The following is a 14,487-nucleotide window of genomic DNA, read 5'->3' as shown; positions in this document are numbered from 1 at the left end:
CGGGGCCGGTTCCGGCCCCGCCCGTCTCAGCGCAGCGACGGCCCGCGGTGGTCGTCGTCCAGGTGCAGCCGGAGCACCGCCGTGCGCGCCCACGGCGGCGGGCGGCCCGCCAGCGACACCCCCGCCATCACGGCGAACGCCAGCGGGACCGTCCACGGCGCCGGCTGGGCGATGAGCACCCCCGCCCACCCCGGCAGGTCCGGCCCGAACAGGGCCGCGGCGATCGCCCCCGAGGAGGCGGCCAGCCCGGCCGCCACCCCCGCCAGCGCGCCCGCCGGGGTCAGCCGCGGCCACCAGATGCCCAGCACCAGCAGCGGGCAGAAGGTCGAGGCCGCCACGGTGAACCCCCAGGTGACCAGGATCCCCGCGTCGATCCCGGCGGAGGCCAGGGCGGGCAGCACCGCCACCGCGGCGGCCGCCAGCACCGCCGCCCGCAGCCGCCGCAGCCCGCCCGGCAGCAGGTCGTGCGCGACCGCGCCGGCGATCACCAGCAGCAGCCCCATCGAGGTGGCCAGGAAGGCGGCGAACGCCCCCGCGGTCAGCAGCGCCGTCAGGACCGTGCCCTGCCAGCCCTGGTCCAGTTGGGCGGGCAGTGCCACCACCGCGGTGTCGGTGGCCCCGGACAGGTACAGCTGCGGCACCAGCACCCGGGACAGGGCCCCGTAGACCCCCGGGAACAGGTAGAACACCCCCAGCAGCGCCACCGTGATGGCGGCGGTGCGGCGGGCCGAGCGGCCGTCCGGGCTGGTGTGGAAGCGCATGATGACGTGCGGCAGCCCCATGGTGCCCAGCACGGTCGCGGTCAGCACCGACAGCGTGGCCAGCAGCGGCGGGCCGTCGTCGGCCGCGCCCAGGAGCGGCCGGTGCCAGTCGGGGCCGCCGGGCGGGGCGCTGCCGAGCACCGACGGGACCCGGTCGCCCTCGTCGAACACCAGCGTGCGCCCCGCGCCCACGCGGTGCTCGCCGACCGCCGCCGTCCACCGGGTGCCGTCCCGCTCGGTGATCCCCACGGGTTCGTCCACCCGCAGCACCGCGTCGGTCTGGAAGGAGACCGCGGTGTCCCGCTCGAAGTGGGTGAACTCGGCCGGCTCCACCGCCTGGCCGCGCACCTCGGGCCCGGCCAGCGCCAGCAGCCACACCGCCGGGACGATGAACAGCACCAGCTTCAGGCAGAACTGGAAGGCCTGCACGTAGGTGGCGGCGCGCATGCCGCCCAGCGCCAGCGCGGTGGCCACCACCGCGCCGGCGGTCACCACCCCCACCCAGTAGGGGGTGGGGCTGACCGCGCTGAGCACCAGCCCGGCCGTGCGCAGCTGCGGCACCAGGTAGAGCCCGGCCACCACCAGCACCACCACCGCGCCCAGCCGCCGCAGCCCGGGCGAGCCCAGCCGGGCCTCGGCGAAGTCGGGCACGGTCAGCGCACCCGAGCGGCGCATCGGGGCGGCCACCAGCACCAGCATCGCCAGGTACCCGGCGGCGAACCCGACCGGGTACCACAGCGCGCCGGCGCCGTCCTTGAGCATCAGCCCGGCCACCCCCAGGAAGGAGGCGGCCGACAGGTACTCCCCCGACACCGCCGCCGAGTTGAGCAGCGGCGACACGCGCCGGGAGGCCACCAGGAAGTCGGAGGTGGTGCGCATGGCGGCCACCCCGCGCAGCCCGATCACCAGGGTGGCCAGCAGCAGCGGGGCCAGGGCGGCGAAGGCGACCATCAGCGTCCGCGCTCGATCCGCTCGGCGCGCCGCAGCTGCCAGAAGCCCACCGCGGCCATCGCCGGGTAGGGCAGCGCGCCGATCACCAGCCAGGAGGCGGGCACGCCCAGCACGCGGACCCCGTCCAGGTCGGGCCGGGCCCACAGCAGCACCGGGAGCCCGGCCAGCACCAGCGCGGTGAGCACCAGCGCGCACGCGGCCTGGCGGCGCTGGCGGCGCAGCAGCTCCGCGGCGCGCTCGGCGTCGCCCGGGTCCAGCCGGGCCACCCGCCAGCGCCCGCGGGCCCGGCCGCGGGCGTGCGCCAGGCGGGTCTGCGGGCTGGTGACGGCGGTGCGGCGGGGGCGGTCCATCAGCCGCGCCCGCCCAGCTCGCCGCTGCGCGCCGCCTGCAGCAGCCGCTCGCGCAGCTCGCGCGCGTGCCGGCGGCTCACCGGGACGTCGCCCACGTCGGTGTGGGCGAGCAGGCCGCCCGCCGAGTCGCTGCGCAGTTCGAGAACGGCGTCCAGGGCCACCAGGAAGCCGCGGTGCACCCGGGCGAACCCGTAGCCGCCCCAGTACTCCTCCAGCCGGGACAGCGGCATCCGCACCAGGTGGTCGGCGGTGCGGGTGTGCAGCCGCACGTAGTCGCCCTTGGCCTCGGCGTAGAGCACCTCGCCGCGGCGCACGTACCGGGTGCGGCCGGCGGTCTCCACCGGCAGCACCGGCAGCGGGTCGGGCTCGGGGCCGGCGTCCTCGCCGGGCGCGGGGGCGCCCCGCACGGCGCGCGCGACCTTGTCCAGGGCGTCGGCCAGCCGCTCGGCGCGCACCGGCTTGAGCAGGTAGTCGACGGCGCCGATGCCGTAGGCGGTGAGCGCGTGGCGCTCGTGGGCGGTGACGAACACGATCGCCGGGGGCTCGCTCAGCCGGGCCAGCAGCGAGCCCATCTCCAGGCCGTCCAGGCCGGGCATGGAGATGTCCAGGAAGACGGCGTCGAACCGCTCGGCCTGGATCTTCTTCAGCGCGCCGAGGGCGTCGTCGGCGGTGGCGGTCTCGGCCACGTCGGGCGAGGCCTCCAGCAGCCGGGCGAACTCCTCCAGCGCGGGGCGCACGTCGTCGACGGCCAGGACCCGCAGCCGTGCGGCGGGCCGGTGCGGACGGTGCGGGGGATGCGGGCGCGGGGTCACGGCAGCACCCCCGGCTGGAAGCGGGGGACCCGCACCACGACCCGGGTGCCGGCGCCTTCGGCGGTCTCCACCACCAGCCCGTACCAGGGGCCGTAGACGTGGCGCAGGCGGCGGTCGACGTTGGCCAGGCCCACGGCGTCGCCGTCCTCGCCCTCTTCGGAGAGCACCTCCCGCGCGCGCTCGGGCGGCATGCCGGGGCCGTCGTCCTCCACGCCGATGACGCAGTCGTTGCCCTCGGCCTCCCCGGAGACCTGCACCAGGCCGGTGCCCGTACCGGGTTCGACGCCGTGCCGTACCGCGTTCTCCACCAGGGGCTGGAGCACCAGGTAGGGGACGGCGACGCCGAGTACCTCGGGGGCCACCCGGACCTGGACGCGCAACCGGTCGCCCAGCAGCGCGCGCTGGAGGGCCAGGTAGGTCTCGATGGCGTGGAACTCTTCGGAGACGGTGGTGTAGTCGCCGTGCCGGGCGAGGCTGTAGCGGGTGTAGTCGGCGAAGTCGAGCATGAGGTCCTGGGCGCGGTCGGGGTCGGAGCGCACGAGCGAGGCGATCACGGTGAGCGCGTTGTAGACGAAGTGCGGGGAGATCTCGGCGCGCAGCGCGCGGAACTCGGCCTGGGCGGCGCGCTCGGCGGAGGCCTCCAGCCGGCCGCTCTCCAGCGCGCGGGCGACGAGCAGCGCCGCCTCCCGGACCGCCCGGGGGCCGACGTCGCCGTGCACCATCAGCGCCCCCGCGAGCTCGTCGTTGGCGTGCAGCGGTGCGGCCTGCAGGGGAGCGCTGCCGCGGGGCGCGCCCTCGCGCAGGACGGCGTCCAGCAGGGGAGCGGTGTCGGCGTGCTCGGCGGGCCGCCCGGACCAGACCGTCCGGCCGGACAGGTCGGACAGCGCCAGGCCGCGCGCGCCCAGCAGCCGGCGGAGCCGCCGTGCGGCGCCCCTGCTCCCGGGCCCGTTGAGCCCGTGTTTGAGGCGCTCGGACACGCTCCTGGCCGCGACGAGGGTGGCGGTCGACTGCGTGCGGTCGGGCCGGGCGAGGAGCGGAGGCATGGCCGTCTTCCAGCGTGGAGGGTGCAAAGTGACGTGGGACACGAAACGTCTACGGATTCTAGGCCTCGCCATCTGCGGAAGGGAGAGCGGGATGCGGATGAACTGGGTGATCGGCCCTGCCGACGTCGACGGCCCGGAGGCGGAGGCGGTGCTGCGCGAGTACTACCGCGACATCGTCGCCCGCTATTCCGGGCGTCCGGCGTCCGAGGCGGACATCGACGCCGCCCTGAAGGAGGAGCCGAGCGACGCCCTGGCCCCGCCCACCGGCCTGTTCCTCCTGGCCCGCAGGGGCGGCGGGGCGCCGGCCGCGGTGGGGTGCGTCGCCCTGCGCTGGTTCGACGGCGGGGTGGCCGAGGTCAAGCGCCTCTTCGTGCACCCGCGGGCGCGGGGCGAAGGGGGCGGGGCCGCGCTCCTGGCGGCGGCGGAGCGCGCGGCGGCCGGGCACGGGGCCGGCCTGGTGCGCCTGGACACCCGCAGCGACCTCGTGGAGGCGCGGAGGCTGTACGCGGCGAACGGCTACACGGAGGTCGCCCCCTTCAGCCAGGGGCCCTACGCCGACCACTGGTTCGCCAAGCGCCTGTAAGGCGTGTCCGGCGGCCCGCTCCGGTCGTCGTCCGAGCGACGACCGATGTCCGGGTGTGTGGGGTCGGCCTCCGATTCCGTCCGACCGCGCCCTGCCCCGTCCCCCTCGGGCGCCGCCCACCTGGGGAGAAACGGCGGCGGCCCGTGACGTCACTCTTGTGTTCGTGTGGGATGCATGCTTAAACTCACACATAACCACACGGAAACACAGGAGAAACCACATGTACGGGGAAGAGCGGCGCCGGGCGATCCTCGAACGCGCCCGCGAGGACGGGCGGGTGGAGGTGGCCGCGCTCGCCGAGGAGTTCGACGTCACCCACGAGACGGTGCGCCGCGACCTGACCGCGCTGGAGCGGGCCGGCGCCGTCCGCCGGGTGCACGGCGGCGCCATCCCCATCGAGCGCATCGGCTTCGAGCCCGCCCTCCCCCAGCGCGACGCCCTGATGGCCGCCGAGAAGGACCGCATCGCCGAGGCCGCCCTGGCCGAGCTGCCCGAGGAGGGCACCGTGCTGCTGGACGCCGGGTCCACCACCCGGCGCCTGGCCGAGCGCCTGCCCCCGGGGCGCGAGCTGACCGTGGTCACCAACTCCCTGCCGATCGCCGCGCTGGTCTCCTCCCGGCCCGGCATCACCCCGCTGCTCATCGGCGGCCGGGTGCGCCCCCGCACCCAGGCGGCCGTGGGCGGCTGGGCGCTGCGGGTGCTGGAGGAGGTCTACGTCGACGCCGCCTTCCTCGCCACCAACGGCGTCTCCGCCGAGCGCGGCCTGACCACCCCGGACACCTCCGAGGCCGAGGCCAAGCGGCGGATGGTGCGCGCCGCGCGCCGCGTGGTGCTGCTGGCCGACCGCACCAAGGTGGGCGACGACCGGTTCGCCCGCTTCGCCGACCTCTCCGAGGTCGACTGCCTGGTCACCGACGCCGGGCTGGACGCCCGCCTGGCCGAGGAGCTGGGCGCCGCCGGGCCGCGGGTGGTGCTGGCGTGATCACCACCGTCACCGCCAACCCCAGCGTCGACCGGACGCTGGAGGTCCGTGCGCTGCTGCCCGGCGAGGTGCTGCGCGCCCGCGCCTGGTCCACCGACCCCGGCGGCAAGGGCGTGAACGTCTCCCGCGCCCTGCACCGCAACGGCGCGGCCACCACCGCCCTGCTCCCGCTGGGCGGCGCGCCCGGGGCCGAGCTCGCCGCGCTCCTGGCCGAGCAGGGCGTGCCCTGCGAGCGCGTCGAGGTGGCCGCCCCCACCCGCAGCAACGTCACGCTGACCGACGCCGCCGGCACCACCACCAAGATCAACATGCCGGGCGCCCCGCTCACCGGCGCCGAGACCCGCGCCCTGGTGGAGGCCGCCGACGCGCTGCTGGCCGCGGGCCCCCGCTGGCTGGTGGCCGCCGGGAGCCTGCCCGAGGGCGCCCCGGCCGACCTGTACGCCCGGCTGGCCCGCGCCGCGGCCCGGGCCGGGGTGCGCGTCGCGGTGGACACCTCGGGCCCGGCGCTGCGCGCCGCCGTCGAGGGCGGCGGCCTGGACCTGGTCACGCCCAACGACGCCGAGCTGGCCGAGCTGGCCGGCGAGGAGCTCGCCACCGTCGGCGACGCGGTGGCCGCCGCCCGCCGCGCGCTGGCCCCCGGCAACGGCGCGGTGCTGCTCACCCTCGGGCGGCACGGCGCCCTGCTGGTCGACCACGGGGCCAGCGCCTGGGCCGGCGGGCCCGCGCTCGCCCCGCGCAGCAGCGTGGGCGCCGGCGACTGCGCCCTGGCCGGCTACCTGGCGGCCTCCGGCACGCCGCACGAGCGGCTGGCCGCCGCCGTCGCCTGGGGCCGCGCCGCGGCGGCGCTGCCCGGAAGCACCGTCCCCGGACCCGGCGACCTGCACCCCGAGCAGGTGCGCGTCGTCGCCGACCCCGCACCCGAACTGCTCATCAAGGAGCTGTGAGCCATGGCGCTGTTCCGCAGGCGCACCCGCGTCCCCGAGCCGTCCGCGCCCGATACCACCGCGCCCGATACCGCCGCGCCCGGTCCGCCCGGCGCCGCTCCCCCGCTCACCACCGAGGAGACCGTCCGCACCGGGATGCGCCCCGCCGACCGGCACGCGGCGGTGCGCGAGCTCGCCGCCGCGCTGCACGCCGCCGGCCGCGTCACCGACCTGGAGGGCTTCCTGGCCGACGTCGCCGCGCGCGAGGAGCAGATGCCCACCGGCATGCCCGGACGCGTCGGCCTGCCGCACGCCCGCTCCGCCCATGTCGGCGCCCCGTCGCTGGCCGTGGGGACCGTCCCGGGCGGTGTGGACTGGGGCGGCCCCGACGGGGACGCCACCCTGCTCTTCCTCATCGCCGCCCCGGAGGGCGGGGGAGAGGCGCACATGACCGTCCTGGCCTCGCTGGCCCGCCGCCTCATGCACGAGGGGTTCCGCTCCTCGCTGCTGGAGGCCCCGGACGCCGCCGCGGTGGCCGAGATCGTGAACAGGGAGGTGTCGGCGCCATGAGGTTCGTCGCCGTCACGTCGTGCCCCACGGGCATCGCGCACACCTACATGGCGGCCGAGGCGCTGGAGCAGGCCGCCGCCCGCGCCGGGCACGAGATCCGGGTCGAGACCCAGGGGGCCGCGGGCTCGCCCCCGCTGTCGGCCGAGGAGGTCGCCGCCGCGGACGCGGTCGTCTTCGCCGCCGACCTGGAGGTCCGCGACCGGGACCGGTTCGCCGGCAAGCCCTTCGTCGACGTGGGGGTCAAGGCGCCGATCAGCGACGCCGACGCGGTGCTGGAGCGGGCGGTGGCCGCCGCCCGCGAGGCGCCGGCCTCCCCCGGGCCCGCCGGGGCGGCCGAGGCGGCCGGGGCGGGACCCGCCCCGGCCACCAAGGTCACCTCCGGCGCCGGGGCTGGCACCCGCGTCCGCCAGTGGCTGATGACCGGGGTGTCGTACATGATCCCGTTCGTCGCGGCCGGCGGCATCCTCATCGCGCTGGCCTTCATGGTCGGCGGCTACGGCATCGCCGACGCCGAGCCCTCCGAGGTCGTCGACGGCTTCGACCCGCTGTCCGCGCACGCCTGGGGCGCGCTGCTCTTCCTCACCGGATCGGCGGTCTTCGGCTTCCTGGTCCCGGTGCTGGCCGGGTTCATCGCCTACGCCATCGCCGACCGCCCCGGGCTGGTGCCCGGGTTCCTGGGCGGAGCGGCGGCGCTGACCGTGGAGGCCGGCTTCCTGGGCGGCCTGGTGGCCGGGTTCCTGGCCGGGTTCGTCGCGCTCGGGCTGACCCGCCTCAAGGTCCCCTCGGCGATCCGGAGCATCATGCCGGTGGTGGTGACCCCCCTGGTCGCCTCGTTCGTCACCGGCCTGGCGATGTTCGTGGTCCTGGGGCGGCCGCTGGCGGCGCTCATGGGGGCGCTGACCGACTGGCTCGGCTCGCTGACCGGCGGCAGCCTCCTGCTGCTGGGGGCGTTGCTCGGCGCCATGATGGCCTTCGACATGGGCGGTCCGCTGAACAAGACCGCCTACACCTTCGCCACCGCCGGGCTCACCGCCGTCGGCGCCGGCGCGTCGGGGGACCACGTGGAGTTCACCGTCATGGCGGCGGTGATGGCGGCCGGGATGGTGCCGCCCCTGGGCCTGGCCCTGGCCACGGTGGTGCGCCGGCGGCTCTTCAGCCGGGCCGAGCAGGAGAACGGCAAGGCGGCCTGGGTGCTCGGGGCCTCCTTCATCACCGAGGGCGCCATCCCCTTCGCCGCGGCCGACCCGCTGCGCGTCATCCCCGCCATCATGGCCGGATCGGCCGTCACCGGGGCGCTGACCGCCGGGTTCGGCGCCACCCTGCGCGCCCCGCACGGCGGCATCTGGGTGACCCCGCTGATCGGCCACCCGCTGCTGTTCCTGGCCGCGCTGGCCGTCGGCACCGCCGTGACCGCGGGCGCCGTCGTCGTCCTGAAGAGCATCGGCCGCCGCCCCGCCGAGGAGCCCGCCGCCCAGGCCGCCGCGGTCTGACCGCGTTTCCGGCACCGGTCCCGGACGGACGTGATCCTGTGGGCCCCTGCCGGCGTCCCCGCACGTATCCGGAGGATCCGCCCGCAGGCCGTCTGTCCGCCTCTGTCCCCGATCCCGCGTCCCCGAGCCCGCGCCCCCGAGCCCGTCACCACCGACCCCCGCCGTCCGCGCCCCCTGAGGAGGCCCCATGCCCAGCACCGACGTCGCCATCGGATCCCCGGTCGGCCTGCACGCCCGACCGGCGAGCCTGTTCGTCCAGGCGGCCGCCGCCACCGGCCTGCCCGTGACCATCGCCAAGGACGGCGGCGCGCCGGTCGACGCCCGCAGCCTGCTGGCGGTCATGGCCCTGGGCGCCCGCCACGGCGACACCGTCACCCTGGCCGCCGAGGGCGAGGGCGCCGAGGCCGCCGTCGCCGACCTGGCGAAGATGCTCGCGAGCGACCTGGACGCCGAGGGCGCGCCCTCCTCCTGAGGCGGCCCGGGCCGTGCGGGAACGGCCGCCGCCGGGGGGTGCGTCAGAACAGTGCCACAGACTGCGGCGCACCCCTCCGGAAAGGCGGCGAAGGTGGTCGGACGCGTTCTCGCTCAGCTCGGCGTCGTCGATCCGGTGAAGGTCTCCCTGATCCCCGACACACTCGACGTGCGACCCGGCGGAGAGGTCCAGGGCCGGATCGAGCTGGTCGGGGGACAGGCGAAGGCCCGTGTGAGAGCCCTGCATCTGTGCCTGGCCACCCGCGCCTGGGACTGGGACGCGGAGAGCGGCTGGCGGCTCGCCCATGAGAGGTGGGGAACGCTGCAGGTGGACGGGGGCTTCACTCTCGCGCCCCGGGAGCGGCGCACCGTTCCCTTCATGTACCGGCTCCCCCTCCAGGCGCAGCTCACCCGGGCCTGGGGCGAGAAGCTTCCCCGGTCCGGGTTCGGCCTGGTCGCCAGGGCGATCATCGCCTGGGCCCGGGATTCCGAGGACAGGGCGGAACTGGCCGTCCACCCCCTCCCGGTCCAGCAGGCCGTCCTGGACGCCCTGCGCGGCCTCGGCCTGTACCCGACCGGGGGCGAGTGTTGGCACGGACGCCTGGACCGGCGGTACCAGGAGTCCGACGTCTACCAGGTGATCGAGGTCGAGCCCGGCCCTGAGAGCGCGGTCCGCGCCAAGGCGGCGGAGCTGTCCTTCCTGTCCGGCCCCGACGGCACCTTGGTGCACCTGAAGGTCTACAGGGGCCGCCTGCTCCCGGGCCGGAGGGAGGTGTTCCGCCTGTCCCATCCGGGCGGCGCACCCATCGCCGCCCGCACCGCCCAAAGGGTCGCCGACCGGGTGCGCGCGTGGATCGCCTGATCCGCGGGCCCTCCGGGGCGGTCCGTCCGGGCCACCGGGAACTCCGCACACCGTCCGGGCGTCCCATGAGCGCGAGCGCGATCCCACCCGGAAGGACGACATGGTCTTCAAACGCCTCCTGGCCGCGACCGGCATCATCGGCGGCCCCACGATCGACACGGTCCTGGCCCGGCCCGACGTCCGCCCCGGTGAGCGGGTCCAGGGCCACATCGACCTGGTGGGAGGCGAGGCCGAGGCCGACGTCAACCGCATCGACCTGGAACTGCGCACCCGCGCCGAGGTGGAGACCGACGAGGGCGAGCGCCTGAGGACGGTCGACGCCGGCGCCTTCGGGGTGACCGGCCCCTTCGTCCTCGCCCCCGGTGAGCGGCGGCGCATCCCGTTCGAGTACCCGCTGAGCGTGCAGGCCCCGCTCACCGCCGCCTGGGGCGCCCCGATGCCCGGCTCGGAGCTCGGCCTGCGCACCCACGTGGACATCGGCGGCGCGCTGGACGGGACCGACCTCGACCCGCTGCTCGTGCACCCGCTTCCGCCCCAGCAGGCCGTCCTCGACGTGCTCAGGGAGCTGGGCTTCGCGTTCTTCAAGAGCGACATCGAGCGCGGCCACATCAAGGGGACGCGGCCGGAGCTGCCCTACTACCAGGAGATCGAGTTCCGGCCCGGGCCCGCCTACGCCGACCGGATGAAGGAGCTGGAGCTGACCTTCGTCGCCGACGAACGCGGCGTCCGGGTGGTCATCGAGGCCGACAAGCGCGGCGGCCTGCTCACCGAGTCGGTGGACCGCATCGGCGGCTTCCACCTCCCCTACGAGGGCGGGGTCGACGTCCGGGCGATGGTGCAGCAGCAGATCGATGCCCTGGTCAGCCGCCGGTCGGGCCTGATGGGCGACCTGTTCGGCTGATCTGGCCGGGCCGGCGCGGCCGGGCCGCCGCCGGAGCGGGGGCCCGGCCGCGCGTCACAGGTACATGCCCGTGCGGCGCTCGGCCGCGCGGTCGGGCGGCTGTGCGGGCACGTCCTCGGCGGTGAGTTCGCGCAGCACGCCGGCGTCGCCCAGGTCGCCCCCGGCGATGCGGGACGCCTGGTTGCGGGCGGTCAGCTCGAACACCGCCTGCGCCAGCCGCGCGTTGGCCGGGGCGGCCGCGCCCCGGTCGGCCGCCCGTGCCCGGGCCAGCAGGTCCCGTGCGGCCGCGGCGGCCCCCGCCGCCACCCGGAACCCGGCCAGGTGCGCCCGGTCGGTGAAGACCGCCACCAGCTCCTCCACGGCCAGGTCGGGGAAGCGCAGCCGGCGGGTGAACAGCGCCCCGAGCCCGGGGCGCGCGTCCAGCAGGGCGGGCAGCTCGCCCGGGTCGCCGGAGGCGATCACCAGCAGGTCGCTGCGGTGCTCGCGGACCAGCCGGACCAGCGCCTCGGCCGCCTCCTCGGCCGCGGCCCCCGAGGAGGGGCGGGGCAGCACGGTGTGCGCGTCCTCGATGAGCAGCACGCCCCCGGCCGCGGCCCGCACCGCGCTCTGCACCAGGGCCGTGCTCTGCCCGGGCAGCGTGCCGACCAGGCCCTCCCGGTCCACCGGCGCCACGTGGCCCGAGGAGAGCAGGCCGCGCCGGGCGCACACCGCCCCGGCCAGCTCGGCCACGGTGGTGCGGCCGGTGCCCGGGGCGCCCAGGAAGACCATGTGGTCGACGGCGCCCGGGGCGGTGATCCCGGCCCGGCGCCGGGCCTGCTCCACCCGCGCCCGCGCGTCCAGCGCGCGCAGCTCCCGCTTGGCGGGCTCCTGGCCCACCAGGCGGTCCAGCCGCACCAGGGGGTCGGTCGGCGGGACGGCGCCCACGCGTGCCCCGACGGTGGCGGGGATGTCGGCGGGCAACAGCTCGCGCAGCTCCTCGGGCGGCCGCTCGGCCCCGTCGGTGATCCGCTCGGCCTGCAGCGCGGTGGCCCGCTCCAGCAGGTTGCGCACCAGCCGCGCGTTGCCGAACGCCCCGTCGCGCGGGGCGTTCGACAGCAGCCGCCGCACCCGCTCCCCCGTGCCCTCGCCCACGGTGAACCCCGCCTCGGCGGCCATGTGCGCGAAGATCTCGGTGAGCTCCTCGTCGGTGTAGTCGGCGAAGCCGACATGGCGCGGGAAGCGCGAGGCCACCCCCGGGTTGGAGGCCAGGAAGCGCTCCATCTCCTTCTCGTATCCGGCCACGACCACCACCAGGTCCTCCCGGTGGTCCTCCATGAGCTTGAGCAGGGTGGAGACGGCCTCGGGGCCGAAGTCGTTGCCCGAGTCGGACTGGCTCAGCGCGTAGGCCTCGTCGATGAACAGCACCCCGCCCAGGGCGCGGCGCACCGCCTGCTCCACCTTGGGGGCGGTCTGCCCGATGTACTCGCCGACGAGGTCGGCGCGGCCCACCTCCACCAGGTGGCCGGAGGGCAGCAGGCCCAGGTCGGCGTAGATCGTGCCGAGCATGCGGGCCACGGTCGTCTTGGCGGTTCCCGGGCTGCCGGTGAAGACCATGTGCCGGGCGGGCGCCTGCACGGCCGCGCCCGCCTCGGCCCGGAGCCGGTCGGCCCGGGCCTCGGCCGCGTACAGCCGGACCTCGCGTTTGACCGACTCCAGCCCGACCAGGCCGTCCAGGGCGGCCACCGGGTCCCCGCCGTCCCCGCCGCCCGCAGTGCGCGCGTGCGGTGCGGGCCCGGCGGCGGCCGTGTCCGGGACGTCCTCGGCCGACAGGACGGTCCGCGGTCCGGGGTCCCCTCCGCCCTGTTCGGACCGGCGCCGCGCGTGCCGGGCCAGCGCGCGGTCGAGCAGGGCGCGGGCGGCGTGCGCACCGGCCGTGCCGGGGCCGCCGCCGCTGCGCCGCAGCACCTGTTCGGCCTTGGCGCGGGCCCCGGGGTCCAGCTCGGCCCGCTGCTCCCCGGCCATGGCCTCCATGATCCGGGCCAGTTGCGCCCCGGTGGGGCGGGGCAGGGCGAGGCGGCGCGGGAAGCGGGCCGCCAGCCGGGGGTTGGCGCTCAGGAAGCGGCCCATCCGCTCCTCGGTGTCGGCCAGCACCACGACCAGGTCGCGGGGGTGCTCGTCCATCTGCCGGATCAGGGCGTTGACCGCGTCGTAGCCCAGGCTGCGGGCGGCGTCGGACTCGGTCAGGGCCGAGGCGTCGTCGATGAGCAGCACCGCGCCCAGCGCTCCCTTGACCACCTGGCCGACCTGGGCCGTGACCTGGCCGGCGTAGTCGGCGAGCAGCTCGGCGCGGTCGGTCTCCACCACCCGGCCGCTGCGCAGCCGGCCGGTCTCGGCGTAGAGCCCGGCCAGGATCCGCGCGACGGCGGACTTGCCGGACCCGGGGCCGCCGGTCAGGACCAGGTGCCGGGCGGGGGCGGCCGTCCGCAGGCCCGCGTGCTCGCGCATCCGCTCCGCCTCCGCCTCGGCGTGCACCGTGCGCAGCTCCCGCTTGACCTGCTCCAGGCCGACGAGGGCGTCCAGCTCCTCCAGGGCGCCGCGGGGGCGCTCGGGCGCCCCTCCGGGCCCCGTGGCCGCTCCGTCCCCGGACCCCTCCGATCCCGGGACCGCGGGCACGGAGGCGATACGGCGCGGGGGCGCGCAGAACCGGCGCACGTCGAGCTGGAACCCGAAGACGGGCAGCGGTGTGCCGGAGGCCGGCTTGGCCAGCAGGTCGTCGTCGCCGGAGGCGAGCGCGACCGCGCACCGGGTGCCCATGTCGAGCCAGGTGCGGCAGGCGTCGAACGCCCCGGCCGCGGCCGCCTCCCACAGCCAGGTGCGGGCGCCGCGCTTGAACGCCTCGGCGTCGTGGTCCCCCTTGAGCCGGGCGAACCGCTCGGCCTGCTCGAGGTAGTCGTCGCGGTCCAGCACGGCGGAGGCGACCGGCGGCAGCCCGGGCAGGTCCAGGCCCAGGGCCATGGTGGTGACCATCTCCTCCAGGTCGGGGACCCCGTGGGCGATGGACCGCAGCGACTCGTGCGCCTCGGCGAAGTGCTCCCAGGCCCAGGGCAGGAACCGCTCGGGCGGGGCGAACTCGGGTACGGCCGGGAACTCGTGCTCGGTGAGGTCGGCGGCCCAGGCGCGGCGCACCTCGCGGGGCGGGGCGGTCAGGTCGAAGCGGTGCGGCCCGGGGGTGCCGGCGCGGCGGTCGAGCAGGCGCAGCAGTGCGGTGCGGCGGGGCTCCCAGGGGGCGACGCCCTCGACCGCGTCCAGGACGTCGCGGAGCAGGGCCAGCACGGCCTCCCGGGACTCGGGGGTCCCGGCGACCTCCATCAGGCCGTAGAACGGCGGGATCTCCAGGGTGTCGAAGATCCATCGCACGGGGTCGGTGTCGGGGGTGACCCCGCGGATGTGGTCGCGCATCAGCAGCGACGGCAGGCAGGAGTGGCTGCCGGCGTTGATCCGCAGTGCGCCGGAGACGTAGATCAGCGCGTCCAGCACGTCGCCGGCGAGGCGCCGGCGCCGCGCCTCGGGGGTGCCGCGCGGCGAGTCCGGGGGGAACTCCAGGCCGCGCTGGTCGGACATGACCAGGGAGAGCAGGGAGGAGAGCTCGGGGACGAGGTCGTCGGGCACCTGCCATGGCCCGTACTCGTACACGTCCAGCACCGGCTCGTCGCTGAGCAGGGGCTCCAGGTGCTCGGGCAGGCGGATCGCCGGCAAACGCGCTCCTTCGCGGTGGAAGTGGGGGGGTGGCGGTGCAGGCACGGGGCCGC

General features: G+C 76.8%; 13 protein-coding genes. 8 read left to right on the top strand and 5 right to left on the bottom strand.

Going from position 1 to position 14,487, the window contains the following annotated elements; translation table 11 throughout:
* Nucleotides 1-26: 26 nt before the first annotated feature.
* Genes C892_RS0105775 through C892_RS0105760 form a run of 4 tightly spaced genes read right to left on the bottom strand, consistent with a single transcriptional unit; the run spans nt 27 to nt 3,917 of the window.
* The gene (locus C892_RS0105775; protein WP_017556453.1) at nt 27-1,712 is read right to left on the bottom strand and encodes a sodium/solute symporter; all 1,686 of its coding nucleotides are present in this window, start codon (nt 1,710-1,712) and stop codon (nt 27-29) included.
* A complete protein-coding gene (locus tag C892_RS0105770; RefSeq protein ID WP_017539810.1) occupies nt 1,712-2,062 on the bottom strand; it encodes a hypothetical protein in 351 nt (116 codons plus the stop codon). The genes C892_RS0105775 and C892_RS0105770 overlap by 1 nt, the downstream gene beginning before the upstream one ends.
* On the bottom strand, nt 2,062-2,874 hold the full coding sequence (locus C892_RS0105765; RefSeq protein WP_017556452.1) for a LytR/AlgR family response regulator transcription factor: 813 nt from the start codon (nt 2,872-2,874) through the stop codon (nt 2,062-2,064). The genes C892_RS0105770 and C892_RS0105765 overlap by 1 nt, the downstream gene beginning before the upstream one ends.
* Nucleotides 2,871-3,917: a sensor histidine kinase gene (locus C892_RS0105760; RefSeq protein ID WP_017539808.1), complete on the bottom strand. Its 1,047-nt coding sequence runs from the start codon at nt 3,915-3,917 to the stop codon at nt 2,871-2,873. Before C892_RS0105760 ends, C892_RS0105765 begins: the two co-directional genes overlap by 4 nt.
* Nucleotides 3,918-4,008: 91 nt before the next feature.
* Between C892_RS0105760 and C892_RS0105755 the strand changes: the two genes are divergently transcribed.
* The 8 genes from C892_RS0105755 to C892_RS0105720 all read left to right on the top strand — a co-directional run bounded on the left by C892_RS0105755 (nt 4,009) and on the right by C892_RS0105720 (nt 10,699).
* Nucleotides 4,009-4,500 carry a GNAT family N-acetyltransferase gene (locus tag C892_RS0105755; RefSeq protein ID WP_017556451.1) on the top strand — a complete coding sequence of 164 codons (492 nt, stop codon included), beginning with the start codon at nt 4,009-4,011 and terminating at the stop codon, nt 4,498-4,500.
* A gap of 220 nt (nt 4,501-4,720) precedes the next feature.
* On the top strand, nt 4,721-5,482 hold the full coding sequence (locus C892_RS0105750; protein ID WP_017539806.1) for a DeoR/GlpR family DNA-binding transcription regulator: 762 nt from the start codon (nt 4,721-4,723) through the stop codon (nt 5,480-5,482).
* Nucleotides 5,479-6,426 carry a 1-phosphofructokinase family hexose kinase gene (locus C892_RS0105745; protein WP_017556450.1) on the top strand — a complete coding sequence of 316 codons (948 nt, stop codon included), beginning with the start codon at nt 5,479-5,481 and terminating at the stop codon, nt 6,424-6,426. The genes C892_RS0105750 and C892_RS0105745 overlap by 4 nt, the downstream gene beginning before the upstream one ends.
* A 3-nt stretch (nt 6,427-6,429) precedes the next feature.
* On the top strand, nt 6,430-6,975 hold the full coding sequence (locus C892_RS0105740) for a PTS sugar transporter subunit IIA (protein ID WP_017556449.1): 546 nt from the start codon (nt 6,430-6,432) through the stop codon (nt 6,973-6,975).
* A complete protein-coding gene (locus C892_RS0105735; RefSeq protein WP_017556448.1) occupies nt 6,972-8,465 on the top strand; it encodes a PTS fructose transporter subunit IIC in 1,494 nt (497 codons plus the stop codon). Before C892_RS0105740 ends, C892_RS0105735 begins: the two co-directional genes overlap by 4 nt.
* A gap of 187 nt (nt 8,466-8,652) precedes the next feature.
* The gene (locus tag C892_RS0105730) at nt 8,653-8,937 is read left to right on the top strand and encodes an HPr family phosphocarrier protein (RefSeq protein ID WP_017539803.1); all 285 of its coding nucleotides are present in this window, start codon (nt 8,653-8,655) and stop codon (nt 8,935-8,937) included.
* 93 nt (nt 8,938-9,030) lie between these two features.
* Complete coding sequence (locus C892_RS0105725; protein WP_017556447.1) at nt 9,031-9,798, top strand: sporulation protein; 768 nt, start codon at nt 9,031-9,033, stop codon at nt 9,796-9,798.
* Between the two features lie 100 nt (nt 9,799-9,898).
* Nucleotides 9,899-10,699 carry a sporulation protein gene (locus tag C892_RS0105720; RefSeq protein WP_017556446.1) on the top strand — a complete coding sequence of 267 codons (801 nt, stop codon included), beginning with the start codon at nt 9,899-9,901 and terminating at the stop codon, nt 10,697-10,699.
* A 54-nt stretch (nt 10,700-10,753) separates the two neighbouring features.
* On the opposite strand, the gene C892_RS0105715 is transcribed toward C892_RS0105720, so the two are convergent.
* A complete protein-coding gene (locus tag C892_RS0105715; RefSeq protein ID WP_017556445.1) occupies nt 10,754-14,434 on the bottom strand; it encodes an AAA family ATPase in 3,681 nt (1,226 codons plus the stop codon).
* Nucleotides 14,435-14,487: the final 53 nt, after the last annotated feature.

It is taken from the genome of Nocardiopsis baichengensis YIM 90130, from assembly GCF_000341205.1.
Lineage (GTDB): Bacteria > Actinomycetota > Actinomycetes > Streptosporangiales > Streptosporangiaceae > Nocardiopsis_A > Nocardiopsis_A halophila.
Note: the sequence above shows the minus strand (reverse complement) of the source record. Positions and strands in the feature narration are given on the sequence as shown.

Excerpts from the sequence above, each read along its gene's own strand:
- C892_RS0105775 (WP_017556453.1), bottom strand. The coding sequence starts at position 1,712 with ATGGTCGCCTTCGCCGCCCTGGCCCCGCTGCTGCTGGCCACCCTGGTG.
- C892_RS0105770 (WP_017539810.1), bottom strand. The coding sequence starts at position 2,062 with ATGGACCGCCCCCGCCGCACCGCCGTCACCAGCCCGCAGACCCGCCTG.
- C892_RS0105760 (WP_017539808.1), bottom strand. The coding sequence starts at position 3,917 with ATGCCTCCGCTCCTCGCCCGGCCCGACCGCACGCAGTCGACCGCCACC.
- C892_RS0105755 (WP_017556451.1), top strand. The coding sequence starts at position 4,009 with ATGCGGATGAACTGGGTGATCGGCCCTGCCGACGTCGACGGCCCGGAG.
- C892_RS0105750 (WP_017539806.1), top strand. The coding sequence starts at position 4,721 with ATGTACGGGGAAGAGCGGCGCCGGGCGATCCTCGAACGCGCCCGCGAG.
- C892_RS0105740 (WP_017556449.1), top strand. The coding sequence starts at position 6,430 with ATGGCGCTGTTCCGCAGGCGCACCCGCGTCCCCGAGCCGTCCGCGCCC.
- C892_RS0105735 (WP_017556448.1), top strand. The coding sequence starts at position 6,972 with ATGAGGTTCGTCGCCGTCACGTCGTGCCCCACGGGCATCGCGCACACC.
- C892_RS0105730 (WP_017539803.1), top strand. The coding sequence starts at position 8,653 with ATGCCCAGCACCGACGTCGCCATCGGATCCCCGGTCGGCCTGCACGCC.
- C892_RS0105720 (WP_017556446.1), top strand. The coding sequence starts at position 9,899 with ATGGTCTTCAAACGCCTCCTGGCCGCGACCGGCATCATCGGCGGCCCC.